Origin of the sequence: Streptomyces sp. NPDC090994 (assembly GCF_044768905.1) — a bacterium.
GTDB lineage: Bacteria > Actinomycetota > Actinomycetes > Streptomycetales > Streptomycetaceae > Streptomyces.
Genome location: NZ_JBIVWS010000007.1, coordinates 192,907 through 212,330, shown reverse-complemented (window position 1 = coordinate 212,330; position 19,424 = coordinate 192,907). Strand labels below are relative to the sequence as shown.

The window sequence follows — 19,424 nt, the reverse complement described above, 5'->3', positions numbered from 1 at the left end:
GCGCCGTCCGGGGGTCAGCCCCGCTCCGTGCGCCGGCCGGGCGTCAGTACCTCGTCCAGCACCCGCAGCACCGCCTCGTAGGCCACCGACCGCACCTCGGCCTCCCGCGCTCCCTCCGGGTCGGTCGGCCGCAGTTCGTCCCGCCGGGTCCGCCAGGCCTGCTCCTCCTGGGCCGCGCAGGCCCGCGCCCGGTGCATGCGCCGCAGCAGTTCGTCCGAGTCCACAACATCCGTCATGCACACCGCGTACCCCCGGTACGGCGGCCGCATGGCCGCTGGGCCGTACGGAGGCCCTGAGGTTTGCGCGTGCGGTCAGAGGTCAGCCGGAACACGAGACAGCCGCGGGCAGGGCGGGCTCCGGCTCGGTTCACACGATGTTCCACACGACCAGGGAGCTGACGGATGTGTGAGAAGCCCATGACCCCCTCCGCCACCGAGCGGAACGGCGAGCAACGCGACGGTGCCGGGCGCGCCCGGCCGCCCAGGCCGGGCAAACCCGCCGACGCGCGCCGGGCCGTGGAGCGCGCGGTCACCGCGCGCTGCCGGGAGGGCGGCACCCGGTACGACGCCGACGCCCTGTCGGACGCCGTGCTGGTCGCCTCGGAACTGACCACCAACGCCATCCTGCACGGCGGCGGCGTCACCGACTTCCGGGTCGACGTCGACGGCCCCGGGCTGCGGGTCTCGGTGAGCGACCGGAGCGACGAACTGCCGGCGCCCCCGCCGCCCGCCGACCCGCGCAGCCGCTGGCGGGTGGGCGGCCGGGGCTGGCCGATCGTCTGCCGCCTGGCCCGCGACGTACGCGTGTCCGAGCTGCCCTCCGGAGGCAAGTGCATCAGCGTCCTGATACCGCTGTCCTGAGTACATTTCGAAAAGCGGAGTTTGTTCCCCCAGGGGAAGGGCAGTCGCAGTTTCGTGCTTCGGACCGGAGGCGCAGCAGCGGGAGCGGTATGGCTGCTTCGGCACTCCAGTCGACCGCAGCGCCGTTCCCGCGGAAGTCCCCCTGAGACCACCGTTCAGGAGCGATCCGCATGCTCATCGACACCCCCACCGACCGTCCCGCCACCCCCGAGTCCACCACCGCCGCCACCGAGCCGACGAGCGCGCCGCCCCGGCGCCGCCACGACGACGCCCCCGACACCGCGAGCCTGTTCACCCGGTTGGCGGCACTGGAGGAGGGGCCCGAACGCGACGCGGTGCGCGACGAACTCGTCACCGCGTGGCTGCCCATGGCCCACCGCATCGCGGGCCGCTTCCGCGACCGCGGCGAGTCCGTCGAGGACCTGCGCCAGGTCGCGGCACTGGGCCTGGTGAAGGCCATCGACCGGTTCGACCCGGAGCGGGGCGCCTTCGAGAGTTACGCCGTGCCCACCATCACCGGTGAGGTCAAGCGGCACTTCCGGGACCGGATGTGGGCCCTTCGGGTGCCCCGCCGGGTCCAGGAACTGCGCAACAAGGTCCGCGTGGCCCGGCGCGAACTCACCCAGAACCCGGGCAGCCCCGAGCCCTCCACCGCCGACATCGCCGCCCACACCGGACTGACCGAGGAGGAGGTCAGCGCCGGGATGGAGGCCCTGGAGAGCTTCAGCACCCTGTCGCTGGACGCCGAGCTGTCGGCCGGCGACGACGGCTACAGCCTCGCCGACACCCTCGGCGCGTCGGACAACTCCTACGACGTCGTGGTCGACCGCGAGTCCGCCAAGGAAGGGCTGCGCAGGCTGCCCGAGCGGGAGCGCGCCATCCTCTACATGCGGTTCTTCGAGGACATGACCCAGAGCCGGATAGCCGACCAGCTCGGCATCTCGCAGATGCACGTCTCCCGGCTCATCAGCCGCAGCTGCGCCCGGGTGCGCGACGAGGCGATGGGCCGGCGCCCCGCCCGCCGGGGCCCCGGACGCCGCTCGGCGCCCTGACCCGGACGACGGCCTGAGCTGCCGGGACGTCCCTGCCGGCCTCAGGCCGAGGTCACCGTGGCCCGGCCGAGGGGAGGCCGAGGCCACCGTGCGCCCGGAAAACCTGGCGCACCCACCCCGCACGCCGACCGGCGTGCGGGGCACAGGTGTGCCCCTGGAAGGGCACGGCACCCGCCCGGAGAGCCGTCCCCGCCGGAACCGAACGGTCCGTATCGGCACCCGGGCCGCAGGGTGTGCGCGGTGCGCGCCGGGGCATCCGGGAGTCTCGGAAGGGGAGGACGAGATGACCACGCGAGTACTGACCGCGACCGCCCGCGGACGGGCCCGCCGGGCGGCCGACGGAACGGTCGCCGAGGGCGCCGCCCGCGCCGGGCTCACCGCCCGGGGCGTGATCTATCTGCTGGTCGGCACCCTGGCCCTGCGGATCGCCTTCGGCGACGGGACCGAGGAGGCCGACCGCTCGGGTGCCCTGGAGGCACTGGCGGACCAGCCGTTCGGCTCGGTCCTGCTGTGGGCGCTGGGCATCGGGCTGGTGGGCATGGCCCTGTGGCGGCTGTCGGAGGCGGTGTTCGGCGCCGTCGGGCCCGACGGCCGTACGGCGAAGAAGCGGCTGGCGGCCACCGCCCGCTGCGGCTTCTACGCCTTCGTCGCCTACTCGGTGCTGGCGTTCGCGGCGAGCCCCCGCAACGGTTCCGGCGGCTCCAGCGACCAGCAGTCCCGTGACGTGACCGCCCGGGTCCTCCAGGTGCCGGGCGGACAGTGGCTGGTGGGCGTCGCCGGTGCCGGCATAGTCGTCGCCGGCGTCGTGATCGGCGTCCAGGCCGCCCGGCGCGGCTACCGCAAGAAGCTCAAGGCGAGCGAGCTGGCCCCCTGGTCCCGGCGGCTGGTGGACGTGACCGGCGTGGCCGGGGGAGTGGCGCGGGGCCTGGTGTTCGCCGTGGCCGGCGCCTTCGCCGTACGGGCCGCGGTCGACTACGAGCCGGGCCGGGCCAAGGGCCTGGACGACACCCTGCGCTCCTTCGCCGAGACCCCGCTCGGACCCATGCTCCTGGCCTGCGTCGCGGCCGGACTGGTGCTGTTCGGCGTGTTCTCGTTCGCACTGGCCCGCTGGCGCCGCGTCTGAGGGACGCGGGAGAGGGAACACGGAGCAGATGAACGAACACGAGATTCCGCCGGACGGCCGTCCCGTGGACGTCTACCTCGACCTTCTGCGCGTCCGGATGGACACCGAGGACTACCGGATGCTGCTCAGCGTCGTGGAGCCGGTTCTACGGGCGATCGACGACCAGCAGATGCCCACCATCGACTTCGCCCTCGACGGGCGGGACGCCGACGCCCTGCCCCAGGAGATCCGCGACGAGGCCGCCCTGGTCATCGCGACCGCGGTGACCGGCCGGCTCGACAACGAGGTGATCGAGATCAGCACCGACGAGACCGGGCCGATCCGCGTGGTCACCGACGCCGCCACCGCCTCCGACCCGGACCGCCTCGGCGAGATCGCCGACTACCTCAAGGAACGCCACCGGCAGAACGAGGAACTGCGCGGCATCGCCGAGGCGAGCGGCCTGCCCAGCGACTTCTGACCGCCCACGGCCCCCGGCGAGCCCCGCCGTCACCGCTTCGGCGTCGCCACGGGCACGCCCAGCGGCCGGGCGAGGCCGGTCACCGCCTCGTCCAGCCGCTCCAGGTGGCGCAGCACCCGGCCGGTGATCCGGCCGTACCGCGGGACGCCGGCGGTGTCGTACTCCAGCAGCGAGGCGATACTGGGCCCGGTCTCGACCTCCACCGGCGTGCTCGGGTCCGCGACGTGCGCCGCGATCGCCCCGATGTTGCGCACCGTGCGCCGTACCGCGCCGCGCAGCCGGGGATCGGCCGCGATGGACGGGTGGGTGGGCAGCAGCTCGGCCGTCGCCGCCAGCGAACGCGCGTGGTACGCGCAGGTCTCCAGCAGCGCCACCACGTACCGCGCGGTGTCCCGCCGGGCCCGCAGCGGCGTGATCGGGTGCGTCAGCGGCTGGGTGGCGCCGCGCAGATCGCCCAGCGCCTGATCCAGGTCGCGCGCCCGGTCCAGCAGATCGGCGGCCGGCCCGCCGCTGAGCTGGTCCACGGCGCCCTCGGTGACACCGGTGAGCCGCTCCAGGACCGTGCCGAGCAGGTCGTCCGTACGGCTGTCGGTGCGCACCGGCAGCACCAGCGCCGCCGCCACCACCCCGCAGGCCGCGCCGAGCGCAGTCTCCTCCACCCGCAGCAGCAGCACCGACATGCTGTAGGTGTGCAGCAGGGTGTACAGCAGCCCCAGCATGGCGGTGACGAAGAACGACATCAGGGTGTAGGACAGCGGCGCCGTGTAGAACATCGCGAAGATGAACACCAGGACCAGCGCGAACGCCGTCCAGGTGTGCTGTCCGACCAGCCCGGCCAGCACGATCCCGGCCACCACCCCGAAGACCGTGCCCAGCAGCCGCCGGTAGCCCTTGACCAGGATCTCGCCGGTCGACGCGGTGTTGATGAACACGATCCAGCAGGTGAGCACCGCCCAGTACCAGCGCTGCGCGGAGAGCATCTCGCCGCCGACGATGGCCAGCGACGAGCCGACCGCGACCTGCACGGCCGCGCGCGTGGTGGGCCGGCGCAGCCCGGTCGGCTCCGCCTCGTCCGCCGCCTCCTCCCCGGCGTCGATCGCCGCGTCCTCGGCGTCCAGCTCCTCGCGGGAGCGGGTGGTGGCGGGGGAGTCGTCGGACTCGTCCTGCGGCCCGTCCAGGGCGACCCTGAGGCCCATCACCGCGCGGGCGGTCTCCCCGATGCCGCGGAAGACGTCCTGGACGGCCGGGGAGGCGGCGGGCAGGTTCTCCTCGTCGCGGTAGCCCAGCAGCCGGTTGCGTAGATGGGACAGGGCGGTGCCGCGCGCCTCGGCGGGCGGCCGTACCACCAGTTCCCGCAGCGCGGTGAGGTCACGGCGCAGCAGCGTGACGGCCTCGTCCGCACCCGGCATCCGGCGCACCGACGGCGCCGGGGCGCCCGGCAGGTGCAGGGTGAGGGTGTCCGCCCGCCGGGCGCTGCGCGCGGTCAGCAGCAGCAGCCCGAGCCGCTCGGCGGCGATCTCGGCGTCCGCGATGCGGCGCTGCACCAGCCGGGTCGTGGACGCGTCCAGCGTGTTGTCGTCCAGCCGGGTCTGGATCATCAGCGCCGTCTCGTGCAGCCGGGCGTGGCCCTCCCGCAGGTCCTCCAGCACCTTGTCGATGTCGTCAGGACCGGCGTCCAGCAACTCCAGCTGGGCGGAGATCAACTGGGCCAGCCGGGCCCGGAAGGCCTGCCGCAGCCGCTGGAGGATGCCCGCCGGGGTCGCCGGCACGATCGCGAACCGGACCAGGGCACTGGACGCGAACGCCACGGCCAGGGACAGGTACAGCTCCGGCAGCTCCGCCACGGTCGCCCCGACGAACAGGGAGACGAAGTACAGCTGGAAGCCGATCAGACCGAGCGCCGTGCCCCGGTCGCCGAACCGGCGGCCGTAGACGGCGCAGAAGATGAGGACGACGAAGAACGCGTCGCCGATCACCACCCGCGAGGCGAGCAGCGCCGCCAGCGACACCGAGGCGAGCGCGACGGGCAGCCCCAGCGCCAGCGTGACGGCCTGCGCGCCGCGCTGCTTCTCCTGGATGGCGAAGGTGGCGACCATCGCCGCCATCGCGCCCGCGACCAGATGCGGGACGTCGGAGCCGAGCACGGCCAGCACGGCGAGCGCCAGCGCGATCGCGCCCACCGTCCGCAGCCCGGCGACCAGCCGGAGCAGTCCTGGATCGGAGGCGGCGACGCGGTCCCGCAGCCGTGTCCGCACCGAGCGCCCCGCTGCCTTCACGCCGCCGTACTCTCCCCTGGTCGAACCCGGTCCAACACCTAGATCGACTTCTCAGCATCTCATGCCGTGACCGGGTCCCGCGCGCCGGGTCAGGCCGGCGTCCGGCCGGCCCCCTCGACGTGGGCCCGGACCTCTTCCGGCGACAGGTAGGCGTCGGTGTACTCGAAGTCCTTCAGCTTGGCCGGTTTGCGGGCCTGGAAGCCGGTGCGTACGAAATCGTCGCCGGCCACCGCGTTGAGCAGCCAGTTGGTCATCACGCGGGTCTTGGCGACGCCGGTGCGCAGCGCCGACCAGTGGTAGCCGCGGGCCACCGCCTGCGCGGGCACGCCCCGCAGCTCCACGCCCAGCGGCTTGGACACCGCGTCCGCCCCGCCGAGGTCGACGACCAGACCCAGGTCCTTGTGGACGTACGGCCGCAGCGGCTGACCGCGCAGGGCGGCGATGACGTTGTCGGCGACGTGGACGCCCTGGCGCATCGCGTGCTGCGCGGTCGGCGGGCAGACGGCGCCGTCCTGGCCCTTGGCGAGGTCGGGCACGGCCGCCGCGTCACCGAGCGCGAAGATCCCGTCGTGGTCGGGCAGGCACATCTCGGCGGTGACCGCGAGCCGGCCCTTGACCGTCTCCGCGCCGAGCGTGGCGATGAGCGGGCTGGCGGCGACGCCCGCGGTCCAGATGAGCGTGCGGGTCGGGATCACCCGGCCGTCGGTGAAGGTGACCTCCTCCGGAGCGGCCTTGGCGATGGAGACGCCCAGCGAGATCTCGATGCCGCGCCGGCGCAGGATCTCCAGGGCGCTGCGGCCCAGCTTGTCGCCCAGCTCGGGCATCAGCTTCGGGGCGATGTCGATCAGGTGCCACTTGATGAGCTTCGGGTCCAGCCGCGGGTAGCGCTTGACGGCGGCGCAGGTCAGGCGCTGGAGGCAGGCCGCCGTCTCGGTACCGGCATAGCCGCCGCCGACCACCACGAACTGCAGCCGGGAGGCGCGCTCGGCGGGGTCCTCGCTGGCGTCGGCCAGGTCGAGCTGGGTGATGACGTGGTCCCGGATGTACGCGGCCTCCGCCAGGGTCTTCATGCCGAACGCGGTGTCGGTCAGCCCCGGGATGTCGAAGGTGCGGGTGATGCTGCCGGGCGAGAGCACGATGTAGTCGAACGGCTCGTTGACGATCTTGCCGGTGATGCTGCGGACCACACAGACCTTGGCCTTCAGGTCCACACCGATGGCACCGCCCGGGATGATCCGGGTGCGGTACTTGCTGCTGCGGCGCAGCGAGACCGCGACCGACTGGGGCGTCAGGACGCCGGAGGCGACCTGGGGCAGCAGGGGCAGATAGAGCTGGTAGGCGAAGGGCGTCACCAGCGTGATCTCCGCCTCGCCCGGGGAGAGCTTCCTCTCCAGGCGGCGGACGCACTCCACACCGGCGAAACCTGCGCCGACCACCAGGATCCTGGGTCGTGTCACGGTGTCATCCCTTTCTGCGGCTCCGGGCGGTCTTCCTCGAACGTCCTTCGCCTGCCCCTGGATCGCTGCTTCGCACCCACCGATCTCATCGCGCCGCCCGCCGTTTCGCCAGTCGAACGCGGCAGCCCGGCGAAAACACCCCTCGGCTCAGCCGTGATCCCGCAGGTGGCACAGGAGCAGGCACACGTCGTCGTCCCGCTCGGAGTCGCTCAGCAGCGGGCCCAGGATGCCGTCGGCCGCACCCCCCAGGTCGATGTCCAGCTCCGCCGGCCCGAACGACCCGAGCGCCGCCGCCAGCCGTTCGATGCCCGGGTCTATGCCCCGCGCCCGCCGCTCCACCAGCCCGTCCGTGTACAGCGCCAGCGTGGTTCCGGGCGCCACCCGTACGGTGTGGTCGGCGATGTCCTGCTTGAGCGGGATGCCCAGCATGGCGCCGGGCTTGGCGTCCAGGATGCGCACCCGGCCGTCCGGGCCGCGCAGCACCGGCGGCGGATGACCGGCCGCGGCCCAGGTCATCGTCGGCTCCTGGGGGTGGAAGCGGGCGATGACGGCGGTGGCGTACAGGTCGGGCTGGAGGTTGTGCAGGAAGGTGTGGAGCCGGGTCAGCAGGCGGCCGGGGCTGCCGCCGTCCACCGCGTAGGCGCGCAGGGCGGTGCGCAGCTGGCTCATCATGACCGCCGCGTGCAGCCCGTGCCCGGTGACGTCGCCGACCACCGCGATCACCCCGCCGTCGGGCTGACGGAACGCGTCGTACCAGTCGCCGCCGATGTTCATTCCCTGGGTGGCCGGCAGATAGCGGGCGGCCATGCCGAGGAAGCCGGGCGTGGGCAGTTCCGTCAGCAGCGCCCGCTGGAGCGTCTCGGCGATGTCCCGGTTGTGCTCGTAGCGCCGCGCGTTGTCGATGGCGATGCTGGCCCGCCGGGTCAGCTCCACCAGCATCACGGCGTCGTCGGGGTCCCAGCGCTCCCCGGGCGGCGACATGGTCAGCACGCCCAGCGGCTCGCGCCGGGTGGGCAGCGGGATGCACAGCACCGGCCGGTCCGTGTGCTCCGGGGACGGCGGGTGGTCGTCGACGCCGGCCAGACCGCCCGGATGGCCGGCGGCGTACTGCGGACGCCCGGTGCGGGCCGCGGTCAGCGCCGCCGGGTGCGCCGCGGCGCCGCGCGCGTCGTCGTCGGTCTCGAACAGCCACAGGTCCACGTTCCCGGCGTAGGCGGGCACCAGCAGGTCCGGGAGGCGGCGCAGGATCTCGTGGTGGTTGAGCGGCGTGGTCAGCACCGCGCTGGCGTCCGCCAGGAACGTCAGCCGGCGCCGGGCCTCCTCCGCCTCGGTGCGCGCCTTGCGCTCGGCGGCGAACGCCTCCCGCTGCGCCCGCCCGGCGGCGTCCAGCTCGGCGTGGAGCGCCACCACGCCCTGGTTGGTCTGCTGGAGCTCCTCCCGGTGGAAGGCGACCAGTTCCTCCTGTTCGCGCAGCTTGCGCAGCACCAGCGCGGTGTCCTCGTCGGCGCCCAGCAGCGCCTCCGCCAGCACCGCCGGATCGTCGGCCACCGCGCCCGCCTCCGGCGTCAGGTCCGGCTCCCGGCAGACCAGCGTCATCCGCCAGGGCGGCTGGCCCGCCTCCGACACCTCACGGGACGGCGTCACCAGCACCTCCAGGGCGGCCTCCCCGCACTCCCGCGCGATCGGGTTCAGGGTGAGCCGCCAGGTGCCGCCCTTGGTCAGGCACTGGCGCAGATGCGCGCTGAGCGCCGCCGACAGCCGGGTCCGCTCCAGCGGCGGCACCCCGTACGCGGCGGCCAGCCGGGCGGTGGCGATACGCGCCCGCGCCGCGTCCAGGACACCGGAGATCTGCCACGTACGCATCATCACCGGTCCGACGGGTTGGAGGTCAGCACGGCCACGGCGGTGTCGTCCCGCACCGGACGCGCCGGGCTGCTGGCGTCGCGCACGGTCACCGCCGCCGTGACGGCGGGGTCGACGGAGGGACGGCAGGTCTCGGGCGGCGGCGTCCAGCGGCTGGGCAGGCCGTCGCTGTGCAGGATGAGCAGGTGGTCGTCGCCCCAGACCGCCTCGTCCTCGCGCAGGGTCCCCGGCCGGTGCACCCCGACGATCCCGGGCCGGGACACCAGCGGGCGCCACACCCCGGCCGCGCACAGCCGCGCCCCCACGTTGCCGATCCCGGCGAACCGCAGCCGCCCGGCCCGCAGATCGACCTGGGCCACCGCGACGGCCGCCCCCCGGGTACCGCGCAGCGCCCCGTCCAGCCGGCGCAGCGCCTCGGCGGGCGGCAGTCCGGCCGACGCGCGCAGGGCGTCGGCGGCGGCCGTGGAGGCGAGGGCCGCCTCCGGGCCGTGTCCCAGCCCGTCCGCCAGCATCAGCGTCACCCGGTCCCCGGACCGCACCCACGCCCAGGCGTCCCCCGAGTACTCCGCCCCGCCGAACGGCACGTTCACCCCGCCCGCCCGGACCCCGGCCGTCAGCCCCGGGGCGTCCGGGCCGGCGCCCGTCCGGGGCAGCGCGGCGCCGACCCGGGCCAGCGCCACCGTGCCCCGGCCCGGGACACTGTGCAGCTCGAAGTGGCCGGCGATCCGCCGGCAGGTGCCCAGGCCCGCGCCGAGCGACCCCGCGGTGGAGAACCCGTCGCGCAGCGCCTCGGACACGTCGGCGATGCCCGGGCCGTGGTCGATCGCCGCGATCTGCACCACCGGGTCCGCGTCCCGGCCGGCCGCCAGCACGGGCGGCGCCACGACGTCGATGAGGACCCGGCCGCCGCCCGCGTGCTTGAGCAGATTGGTGGCCAGCTCGGTGGCGACCAGCGCCGCCACCGCGGTGCGCGGCTCGTCCAGCGAGGCGGTGGCGGCCGCGTGCTCGGCCGCGACCCGGGCGTCCCGCACCCGGGTCGAGTCGTGCACCGGCACCTCCCACACGCGCGGCATTCAGAACTCCTCACGCGGCCTGGGAGGCCGACCGGTCCAGGACGTCACCCGGACCGTGGTACCGGCGCCCGGGGCGCTCTCGATCGCGAACTCGTGCACCAGGCGGCGTGCCCCGCCCAGGCCCATGCCCAGCCCGTCGCCGGAGGTGTAGCCGTCGCTGAGCGCCTGCTCCACGTCCGCGATGCCCGGCCCCTGGTCGCTGAAGACCAGCCGCAGCCCGTGCGCGGAACCGTCGACGAGGTGCTGCGACTCCATCGTGCCGCCACCGCCGTACACCAGGGTGTTGCGGGCCAGTTCGCTGGCCGCGGTCACCAGCTTGGTCTGGTCCACCAGGCCGAAGCCGAGCTGGGCGGCGGCCTGCCGCACGTGCTGGCGCACCCACATCAGGTCCAGGTCCGAACGGATCGGCAGGCGGGCCTCGACACCCGCTGCCGTGCCCATCACGGACGCTCCGGGCGCGGGGCGCCGGGACGGGCGGAGGGGACGGGCACGGCCAGCAGCTCCATGGCCGCCTCGGTGCTGAGCGCGGTGTGCAGCCCGGGCAGCGTCAGACCCAGCTCCACCAGGGTGATCGCGACCGCGGGCCGCATGCCGACGATCACGGTCCGGGCGGCCAGCAGACTCGACTGGGCGGCGATCTCGGCCAGCACCCGGCCGAGGAAGGAGTCGACGATCTCCACGCCGGAGATGTCGATGACCACACCGGTGGCCCCGCTGGCCACCACCGTCTCGGAGAGGTCCTGCTGGAGCTGCTGGGCGGTGCTGTCGTGCAGGTCTCCCTGGAGGGTGACGAGCAGGACCTGCCCCAGCCTGAGCACCGGGACGTGTCCGGCGGAGGGGCCGGAGAAGGCCTGGCTCACCGCTGATCCGTACCGTTCGGCGAGGTGTTGAAGATGCCGGCGCCCAGCTTGTGCAGCGCGTAGCCCAGCGCGTCGGCGAGGCCGGCGCGGGTGATCACCCCGCCCAGGTCCAGGCCCAGGTGGACGATGGTCTGCGCGATCGCCGGGCGGATGCCGGAGACGATGCACTCGGCGCCCATCAGCCGGGCCGCCTGGACCGTCTTCATCAGGTGCTGGGCCACCAGCGAGTCGACCGTCGGCACCCCGGTGATGTCCAGGATCGCGTACCGCGCCTGCTGCTCGACGATGGCCTCCAGCAGCGTCTCCATCACCACCTGGCTGCGGGCACTGTCCAGCGTCCCGATCAGCGGGACCGCCACGATGCCGTCCCACAGCTTGATGACCGGGGTGGCCACCTCCATCAGCTGCAGGCGCTGCCGGTCGATGAGGGCCTGCCCCTCGCTCAGCGCGGTCTGCATGACCAGGACCCGCAGGGTGCCCATGAGCACGCTCAGCGTGGTCGTACAGGCCCGGACGTGGTCGGTCGGGGCGTCCCGCAGGTCCTCCAGCAGCAGGTTCTCCACGGGCGGACGCAGCGACGCCAGCTCGCTGGAGATCTGCCCGGTGCTCAGACCGGCCCGCGAACGGGCCGCGGCCATCCGCCCCAACTGCTCCCGTACGGGAGCGAATCCGGCGGCGTCCGGGTCCTCCACCCGCGCCACGTCCGCGACCTCGGCCAGGGCGTCGACCACGGCCTTGCCCGCCTCCACCGCCTCGTCCCGCGAGACCGTGAACACGGCCCGGAACAGGGGCTCGTCCGCCCAGCGCTGCGCGATCTGCTCCCGACGGCCGCGCAGGAAGTCGCGGACCTCACCGGTCGGCGATCCGGGCGTTGTGTCCACTGCGTGCTCCGGCACCTGTTCCACTCCTCATCCGCAACTGCGTCGCGCGAACCGTTGCGGCAACGGACCGGCGACGTGACTCTGCCGGGCGACAACTGTAACCACCCGCCGACCTCGTACGACACCTCGCACGACACTCGTACGACACCTCGTGCGGCAGCTCGCCGGACGGCCGGCGCCGGCCGCGGCCGGGCGAGCGGCGCCGGTGCCGGTCAGCCGTCGTGCCCCTGCTCCCCGTCCCGCCCGGCCGCCCCTTCGTCGACGAGGGCGAGCGCGTCCTCGACGCTCTCCGAGACGGGGACCGTGATGCTGACGCCGGTGAGGTCCAATATGCGGCGCACCGCGGAGGTGGGCCGGATGATGTGCACGCTGCCCGGCAGCTCCCGGGCCTCCTGGTAGACCCGCAGGATGATGTTCATGCCGGAGGAGTCCATGAACGGCACCGCCGACAGGTCGAGCAGGAAGTGCCGCCGGCCGTGGTGGAGCTGGTTGGCCAGGTGGTGCTGGAACTCCGTCGCGGTGTCGACGTCCAGGTACCCCTCGACGGTGAGCAGCGCCACGTCCTGCCGCGGCAGGGTCACCTCGACGGACAGCGGATTCTGGGCAATGGGCACGTGTACCTCCATCAGATGCGGACAGCCAGGCCGGTTACCCCCGTGAGCCGTTTCGATGCGTGCCCTTTCCGGGGCGCGCGGGTGATCAAGATCTCATCGGATGCGGACCCCCTCCCTCGGCCGCGGTGTCCTCACCGCGCCCGCGCGCTTACCCGCTGCCGCGCCCTTCATGCCTGCCGGACGGGCAGCGGATACGCGCGCGCCGGGGCTCACGCGAGGCGGACGCCCACCAGACAGGTGTCGTCGTCCGTGTCCGACCTGCTGTAGGTGAGCAGACGGTCGAGTTGCTGGTCCAGCGTGGTCGGCGCGGTCCGTACGGTGGTCAGCAACTGGCTCAGCGACTCCTCCACCGAACGGTCCCGCCGCTCGACCAGACCGTCGGTGTACATCAACAGGGTGTCGTCGGCGGCCAGTTGCGTCTCGGCCTCCTCGTACCGGGCCTCCGGGACCGCGCCCAGCAGCATGCCCTTGACCAGCGGCAGCGGCGCCGCCGACCCGTCCCGCACCAGCACCGGCGGCAGATGGCCCGCCCGGGCCCAGCGCAGGGTGCGCCGGGTGGGGTCGTACAGCCCGCACACCGCCGTCGCGGTCACCCCGCCGGTCAGATGGTGCGCCACGATGTTCAGCCAGGACAGCAGCTGGCCCGGGCCCGCCCCGGTCACCGCCAGGCCGCGCAGCGCGTTGCGCAGGACCACCATGGTGGTGGCGGCCTCTATGCCGTGCCCGGCCACGTCGCCCACGCACAGCAGCACCAGCCGGTTCGGCAGCACCACCGCGTCGTACCAGTCGCCGCCCACCAGCTGCTCGGTCTCCGCGGGCCGGTAGCGCACGGCGACCTGGAGGCCGTCCATCCGCAGCGGCGCCTGCGCGGGCGGCATGATGGCGTGCTGCAACTGCAGGGTCAGCCGGTTGCGTTCGCTGGCCTGCTGCTCGGTGTGGGCCAGCTGGTCCCGGGTCGCGGCCAGCGCCACCTCGGTCCAGTGCTGCGCCGAGATGTCCTGGCAGGCGCCGCGCAGCATCAGCAGCCGGTCGTCGGTGTCCAGCACCGGCTCGGCCACCACCCGGATGTGCCGGGTCACGCCGTCCGGCCGGGCCAGCCGGAACGCCGCCGAGGCCGGCCGCCGGTGGTGCATCAGGGTGCGCAGGAACCGGCCGATGGTGACGGCGTCGTCGGGGTGGGCGTGGGCCGGCAACTGCTCCAGCGGCACCGGGGTGCTCGTCTCCGGACGCCCGTACAGGTCGAACAGCTGCCCGTTCCAGGTGATCTCGCCGGTCAGCAGGTTCTCCTCGAACCCGCCGATGCGCCCGAGCCGCTGGGCGTGCTGGAGCAGGCTGGCCAGCCGCGCCGTCTCGTCCTCGATGCGCCAGATCAGCAGGACGGCGTTGCCGTGCCGGCTGATGCTGATGTCCGCGACCGCCGACAGCGGGACCTGGTCGACGAGGGCGGTCAGGTTCATCCGGTGCGCCCGGAACGGCTCCCCGGTGGCGTACACCCGCTCCACGTTCTGGAACAGTGCGCTGTCCCCGGCGGCCATCGGGTACGCCTGGAGCAGCAGCGCGCCGTTCACCACGGCACGGGGCCGCCCCGCCGGGTCCAGGAAGCGGTCGTTGACGTGCTGGATGAGGAAGTCGGCCAGGCTCCCGGAGTCGTCCAGGTGCGGCACCAGGACCAGGGCCGGGTCGTGCAGTCCGTCGGCCAGGTCCATCAGCTCCGCCGCGTCCGGCAGCACCCGCGGCTCCAGCCCGGCGCCCGGCACCGGTACGCGCGTCTCCAGCGTGTGCGCGCACAGCTCGGCCAGCGCCTCCACCTGCCGGACGACCTGCGGGGGCTGCGGGGCCAGCGGCACCGGCCAGGCGATCTCCAGGACGCCGTGCACCCGCCCGCCGGTCCCCGCGGGCAGCGCCACCCGGCCGCCCCGGGGGTACTGGTGCCGGCCGAGGCTGGGCAGCCCGGTGTCCGTCAGCGAGGTGATCCACCGCCCGTCCCGGCCGGTCAGGCCGGAGCGGGCCACCGTCGCCACGTCCGGCGGCACGTACCGCCAGCGGGCCGCCTCGGCGGGGGAGAAGCCCGCGCTGCCGGCCAGGGTGAGCGAGCCGTCGGAGCCGGCCGCCCAGATCGCCACCGCCACCGCGCCCAGCGGACGCAGCGCCTGCTCCAGCAGGGCGTCGGCGACGGCCTGGGTGTCGTCGGCGGCCAGCGCGCCGCTCTCGGCGGCCCGCAGCCGCACCGCGGCCGACTCCGCCGTCTGCTCGTCCTCGGCCTCGGCGGCGGCGGTGGCCGCCAGGAAGGCGTCGGTCACCTCCGACATCCGGTCCCGGGCGGCCTGGTTGATGACGTCGACCGCGAACTCCAGCGGCGTCACCTGGGCCTGCTCGGCCAGCTCGGCGAGCTGCCGGGCGGCCTGCGCCGGGCCGCAGCCGAGCCGTTCGACCAGGATGCCCTTGGCCAGTTCGATCAGGGCGCGTCCCTCGGCCTCCGCCTGGGCCCGGCTCACCTCGCGGCTGAGCCGCTCCACGGTGGCCGCCAGCCGGCCCACGGGCGACTCGGCGGAGACGCCCACGAGGTCGCCCGCGAAGTCACCGACGGGTCCGCCGGGTCCGACGGGTCCGTCGGGGCCGCCGCCGGGTGTGCGTTCGGAGATGCTCACGGTGTCACTGCTCCTCGGATGGCGGGCGCCGCGGCGCGCGGCACGGTACGGCGCGCGCCGCGGTGCCCGCCGGGGTACGGGACGGGGGCCGGTCCGCTCACGCGGGCAGCCACCGTCGTACGCGGGCCATGAGCTCGTCGGTGTCCACGGGCTTGGTGACGTAGTCGCTGGCGCCCGAGGCGAGGGACTTTTCCCGGTCGCCGGGCATCGCCTTGGCGGTGACGGCGATGATGGGCAGCTCCGCGTACCGGGGCATGGCGCGGATCTCGGCCGTGGCCGTGTAGCCGTCCATCTCCGGCATCATCACGTCCATCAGCACCAGCGCGATGTCGGGGTTGTCCAGCAGGGTGTCGATGCCCTTGCGGCCGTTCTCGGCGTGCAGCACCCGGAAGCCGTGCAGTTCCAGTATGCCGCTCAGCGCGAACAGGTTGCGGGCGTCGTCGTCGACGACGAGGACTGTCCGTCCGTCCGCCGCGCCGCCGGGCTCCGGCGCGGCCGGCCGACGCGGTTCCTCGGCGCGGACCAGGGACAGGACGTCACCGGGCTCCTCGGCGGACAGGTGCAGGGCGATCCGCTCGCGCAGCTCGTCCAGGCTGGAGAGGAACTCCAGCGCCCCGCCCGGCACCCCGGACCGCAGCGACTCCTCCAGCGCGGCGTCCGCGCGGTGCCCGCTGTGCACCAGCACCGGCACGCTCGCCAGCGCCGAGTCGCCCCGCAGCGCCTTCAGGAAGCGGGACGCCTCACCGTCCGGCATGCCCAGCTCCAGGACCACGCAGTGGCAGGGGTCGGCGGCCAGCGCGCCCGCGGCCTCCTGCGCCCCGACGGCGGTGATCACGTCCAGCGGCGGGCGGTCGCCCGTCTCGTCCCGGCCGTGCGCGAGGTCGGCGACCACGCTCTCGGCGACCAGGGTCAGCAGCCCCCGGGGCCGCTCCTCCACGACCAGCAGCCGCCGCGGCCGCTGCCGGGGTCCGGCGGCCAGCTCGGGCAGCGGAGCCGGACCGTCGAGCGCGTCGGCGGACATGTCGGCCGTGCCGTGCCCGTCGGGCCGGCCGTGCCCCAGCAGCTCCTCGAAGTCGGGCCGGGCCACGGGCAGGAACAGCGTGAACGTACTGCCCTGGCCGGGGGTGCTGTCCACGGTGACGGCCCCGCCCAGCAGCTGGGCGATCTCCCGGGTGATGGACAGTCCGAGGCCGGTGCCGCCGTACTTGCGGCTGGTGGTGCCGTCCGCCTGCTGGAACGCGCCGAAGATCGTCTCCAGGTGCTGTTCCGGGATGCCGATGCCGGTGTCCCGCACCCGGAAGGCGACCACCGCGCCGCCGCGCAGCACGGTGTGCGGGACCTCACCGTCCGCGGCGGGCTCGATCCGCAGCTCCACACTGCCCCGCTCGGTGAACTTCACCGCGTTGGACAGCAGGTTGCGCAGCACCTGGCGCAGCCGGGAGTCGTCGGTCAGCAGGTCGGCCGGCGCCCCGGCCGCGGTGCTGATCGTGAAGTCCAGGCTCTTCTGCGTGGTCATCGGCCGGAAGGTGGCCTCGACGTACTCGATGAGCTGCCGCAGCGTGACCCGCTCCGGCGCCACGTCCATCTTCCCGGCCTCGACCTTGGACAGGTCGAGGATGTCGTTGATGAGCTGGAGCAGGTCGGAGCCCGCCGAGTGGATGATGCCCGCGTACTCGACCTGCTTGGGGGTGAGGTTGCGCGAGGGGTTCTGGGCGAGCAGCTGGGCCAGGATGAGCAGGCTGTTGAGCGGGGTGCGCAGCTCGTGGCTCATGTTGGCCAGGAACTCCGACTTGTACTTCGAGGCCAGCGAGAGCTGCTGGGCGCGGGCCTCCAGCTCCTGGCGGGCCTGCTCGATCTGGAGGTTCTTCGCCTCGATGTCCCGGTTCTGGGTGGCGAGCAGCGACGCCTTCTCCTCCAGTTCGGCGTTGGAGCGCTGGAGTTCGTCCTGCTGTACCTGCAGCTCCGTGGACCGGACCTGCAGCTCGGCCGTCAGCCGCTGCGACTCGGCCAGCAGCTCGTCGGTGCGGGCGTTGGCCACGATGGTGTTGACGTTGACCCCGATGGTCTCCATCAGCTGGGACAGGAAGTCGTGGTGGATCTGGGTGAAGGCGGACACCGAGGCCAGCTCGATGACGCCGAGCACCTGGCCCTCGACGACGATGGGCAGCAGCACCAGGGCCCTGGGCACCACCTGGCCCAGCCCGGAGGAGATCGTCACGTAGTCGGGCGGCAGCTCGTCCACCGTGATGGCGCGGCGGCTGCGGGCGGCCTGGCCGACCAGGGTCCGGCCGAACGGGATGCGGGAGGGCCGGCCTTCGTCGTCGGGATAGCCGTAGGAGCCGACGAGCCGCAGCTCGGGCCCGCGCACGCCGTCCTCGGCCAGGTAGAAGGCGCCGTACTGGGCGCCGACCAGCGGCGCCAGCTCGTCCATGATCAGCTCGGCGACGACGGGCAGGTCCCGGTGGCCCTGCATCAGGGAGGAGATCCGGGCCAGGTTGGTCTTGAGCCAGTCCTGCTCCTGGTTGGCCCGGGTGGTCTCGCGCAGGGACTCCACCATCGCGTTGATGTTGTCCTTCAGCTCGGCGACCTCGCCGGACGCCTCCACGTTGATGGAGCGGGTCAGGTCGCCCTCGGCGACCGCGCTGGTGACCTCGGCGATGGCCCTCACCTGCCGGGTCAGGTTGCCCGCCAGTTCGTTGACGTTCTCCGTCAGCCGCTTCCAGGTGCCGGAGACGCCCTCCACCTCGGCCTGGCCGCCGAGCCGGCCCTCGGTGCCGACCTCGCGGGCGACGCGGGTGACCTCGTCGGCGAAGGCGGAGAGCTGGTCGACCATGGTGTTGATGGTCGTCTTGAGTTCGAGGATCTCGCCGCTGGCGTCGACGTCGATCTTCTTCGACAGGTCGCCCCGGGCCACCGCGGTCGTCACCAGCGCGATGTTGCGCACCTGGCCGGTGAGGTTGTTGGCCATGGAGTTGACGTTGTCGGTGAGGTCCTTCCAGGTGCCGGCCACGTTGGGCACGTGCGCCTGGCCGCCGAGCCGGCCCTCGGTGCCGACCTCGCGGGCGACGCGGGTCACCTCGTCGGCGAACGCGGACAGCGTGTCGACCATGGTGTTGATGCCCTGGGCCAGCGCCGCGACCTCGCCCTTGGCCTCCACGGTGATCCGCTGCGACAGATCGCCCTTGGCGACCGCGGTGGCGACCTGGGCGATGGAGCGGACCTGGTGGGTGAGGTTGGACGCCATCACGTTGACGTTGTCGGTGAGGTCCTTCCAGGTGCCGGAGACCCCGCGCACCTGCGCCTGCCCGCCGAGGTTCCCGGCCGTGCCGACCTCGCGGGCGACCCTCGTCACCTCGTCGGCGAAGGCGGAGAGCTGGTCGACCATGGTGTTGATGGTGTTCTTCAGCTCCAGGATCTCGCCGCGGGCGTCCACGGTGATCTTCTGGGACAGGTCGCCCTTGGCCACGGCGGTCGCGACCTGCGCGACATTGCGGACCTGGTTGGTGAGGTTGCCCGCCATGAAGTTCACCGAGTCGGTGAGGTCCCGCCAGGTGCCCCGCACGCCCTGCACGTCCGCCTGACCCCCCAGGCGGCCCTCCGTGCCGACCTCGCGGGCGACGCGGGTGACCTCGTCGGCGAAGGCGGAGAGCTGGTCGACCATCGTGTTGATGGTGTTCTTCAGCTCCAGGATCTCGCCCCGGGCGTCCACGTCGATCTTCTGGGACAGGTCGCCCTTGGCCACGGCGGTGGCCACCTGGGCGATGTCCCGGACCTGCGTGGTCAGGTTCCCGGCCATCGCGTTGACCGAGTCCGTCAGATCGGCCCAGGTGCCCGAGACCCCCGGCACCTTCGCCTGTCCGCCCAGCTGCCCCTCCGTGCCGACCTCGCGGGCCACCCGGGTGACCTCGGAGGTGAACACGGACAACTGGTCCACCATGCCGTTGAAGACCTTGGCGATGTCGCCCATCAGGCCGTCGGCGTCGTCCGGCAGACGCGTGCCGAAATCGCCGTCCCGTACGGCCGTCAGGCCGGCCAGGAGCCGTCGCAGCTCCTGGTCGCCCCAGGCCGCGTCGACGACCCCGGTGCTGTCGCTCGTCATGCCCACCCTCGTTCCGCTCCCCAGGAGTCCTCGCGGCAGAGGACTCGGAACCCCGTACGGGCCGATCCGCGGCCCGGTCCTTCGTGGTGCGTTTCCACAGTTCAGCGGAACTGCCCGAGGAGAAAAATACGCCAGAGTCAGAGGTGCCCGCCGGGCGG

At 73.5% G+C, this 19,424-nt stretch carries 15 protein-coding genes; 4 read left to right on the top strand and 11 right to left on the bottom strand.

The genetic code is table 11. From position 1 onward, the window contains the following. Positions 1–14 precede the first annotated feature (14 nt). The gene (locus ACIQR3_RS17960) at positions 15–236 is read right to left on the bottom strand and encodes a hypothetical protein (RefSeq protein WP_403539710.1); all 222 of its coding nucleotides are present in this window, start codon (positions 234–236) and stop codon (positions 15–17) included. 165 nt (positions 237–401) lie between these two features. Between ACIQR3_RS17960 and ACIQR3_RS17955 the strand changes: the two genes are divergently transcribed. The 4 genes from ACIQR3_RS17955 to ACIQR3_RS17940 all read left to right on the top strand — a co-directional run bounded on the left by ACIQR3_RS17955 (position 402) and on the right by ACIQR3_RS17940 (position 3,495). After that, positions 402–860 (top strand): ATP-binding protein, encoded by a 459-nt coding sequence (locus ACIQR3_RS17955; RefSeq protein WP_403539707.1) that lies wholly within the window; start codon positions 402–404, stop codon positions 858–860. A gap of 170 nt (positions 861–1,030) precedes the next feature. Beyond that, on the top strand, positions 1,031–1,912 hold the full coding sequence (locus ACIQR3_RS17950; RefSeq protein WP_403539705.1) for a SigB/SigF/SigG family RNA polymerase sigma factor: 882 nt from the start codon (positions 1,031–1,033) through the stop codon (positions 1,910–1,912). A gap of 283 nt (positions 1,913–2,195) precedes the next feature. Continuing rightward, positions 2,196–3,035, top strand: coding sequence for a DUF1206 domain-containing protein (locus ACIQR3_RS17945; protein ID WP_403539703.1), 840 nt, complete (start codon positions 2,196–2,198; stop codon positions 3,033–3,035). Between the two features lie 28 nt (positions 3,036–3,063). Beyond that, positions 3,064–3,495 (top strand): hypothetical protein, encoded by a 432-nt coding sequence (locus tag ACIQR3_RS17940; protein ID WP_403539702.1) that lies wholly within the window; start codon positions 3,064–3,066, stop codon positions 3,493–3,495. A 29-nt stretch (positions 3,496–3,524) separates the two neighbouring features. Here ACIQR3_RS17940 and ACIQR3_RS17935 read toward each other — a convergent pair whose 3' ends face one another. The 10 genes from ACIQR3_RS17935 to ACIQR3_RS17890 all read right to left on the bottom strand — a co-directional run bounded on the left by ACIQR3_RS17935 (position 3,525) and on the right by ACIQR3_RS17890 (position 19,266). Further along, positions 3,525–5,771 carry an FUSC family protein gene (locus ACIQR3_RS17935; protein WP_403539700.1) on the bottom strand — a complete coding sequence of 749 codons (2,247 nt, stop codon included), beginning with the start codon at positions 5,769–5,771 and terminating at the stop codon, positions 3,525–3,527. An 89-nt stretch (positions 5,772–5,860) separates the two neighbouring features. Next, complete coding sequence (locus tag ACIQR3_RS17930; RefSeq protein WP_403539697.1) at positions 5,861–7,228, bottom strand: NAD(P)/FAD-dependent oxidoreductase; 1,368 nt, start codon at positions 7,226–7,228, stop codon at positions 5,861–5,863. Between the two features lie 147 nt (positions 7,229–7,375). Further along, positions 7,376–9,094, bottom strand: a complete 1,719-nt coding sequence (locus tag ACIQR3_RS17925; RefSeq protein WP_403539695.1) for a PP2C family protein-serine/threonine phosphatase — start codon at positions 9,092–9,094, stop codon at positions 7,376–7,378. Beyond that, positions 9,094–10,164 carry a SpoIIE family protein phosphatase gene (locus tag ACIQR3_RS17920; protein ID WP_403539692.1) on the bottom strand — a complete coding sequence of 357 codons (1,071 nt, stop codon included), beginning with the start codon at positions 10,162–10,164 and terminating at the stop codon, positions 9,094–9,096. Before ACIQR3_RS17920 ends, ACIQR3_RS17925 begins: the two co-directional genes overlap by 1 nt. Beyond that, positions 10,165–10,605 carry an anti-sigma regulatory factor gene (locus ACIQR3_RS17915; RefSeq protein WP_403539690.1) on the bottom strand — a complete coding sequence of 147 codons (441 nt, stop codon included), beginning with the start codon at positions 10,603–10,605 and terminating at the stop codon, positions 10,165–10,167. It lies immediately after the preceding gene. Next, the gene (locus ACIQR3_RS17910) at positions 10,605–11,024 is read right to left on the bottom strand and encodes an STAS domain-containing protein (protein WP_403539688.1); all 420 of its coding nucleotides are present in this window, start codon (positions 11,022–11,024) and stop codon (positions 10,605–10,607) included. The genes ACIQR3_RS17915 and ACIQR3_RS17910 overlap by 1 nt, the downstream gene beginning before the upstream one ends. Beyond that, on the bottom strand, positions 11,021–11,920 hold the full coding sequence (locus tag ACIQR3_RS17905; protein WP_403539685.1) for an STAS domain-containing protein: 900 nt from the start codon (positions 11,918–11,920) through the stop codon (positions 11,021–11,023). The genes ACIQR3_RS17910 and ACIQR3_RS17905 overlap by 4 nt, the downstream gene beginning before the upstream one ends. Positions 11,921–12,117: 197 nt before the next feature. Further along, positions 12,118–12,519, bottom strand: a complete 402-nt coding sequence (locus ACIQR3_RS17900; protein ID WP_403539683.1) for an STAS domain-containing protein — start codon at positions 12,517–12,519, stop codon at positions 12,118–12,120. A gap of 209 nt (positions 12,520–12,728) precedes the next feature. Beyond that, positions 12,729–15,080 (bottom strand): SpoIIE family protein phosphatase, encoded by a 2,352-nt coding sequence (locus ACIQR3_RS17895; RefSeq protein ID WP_403540057.1) that lies wholly within the window; start codon positions 15,078–15,080, stop codon positions 12,729–12,731. A 184-nt stretch (positions 15,081–15,264) separates the two neighbouring features. After that, positions 15,265–19,266 carry a HAMP domain-containing protein gene (locus ACIQR3_RS17890; protein ID WP_403539681.1) on the bottom strand — a complete coding sequence of 1,334 codons (4,002 nt, stop codon included), beginning with the start codon at positions 19,264–19,266 and terminating at the stop codon, positions 15,265–15,267. Positions 19,267–19,424 lie beyond the last annotated feature (158 nt).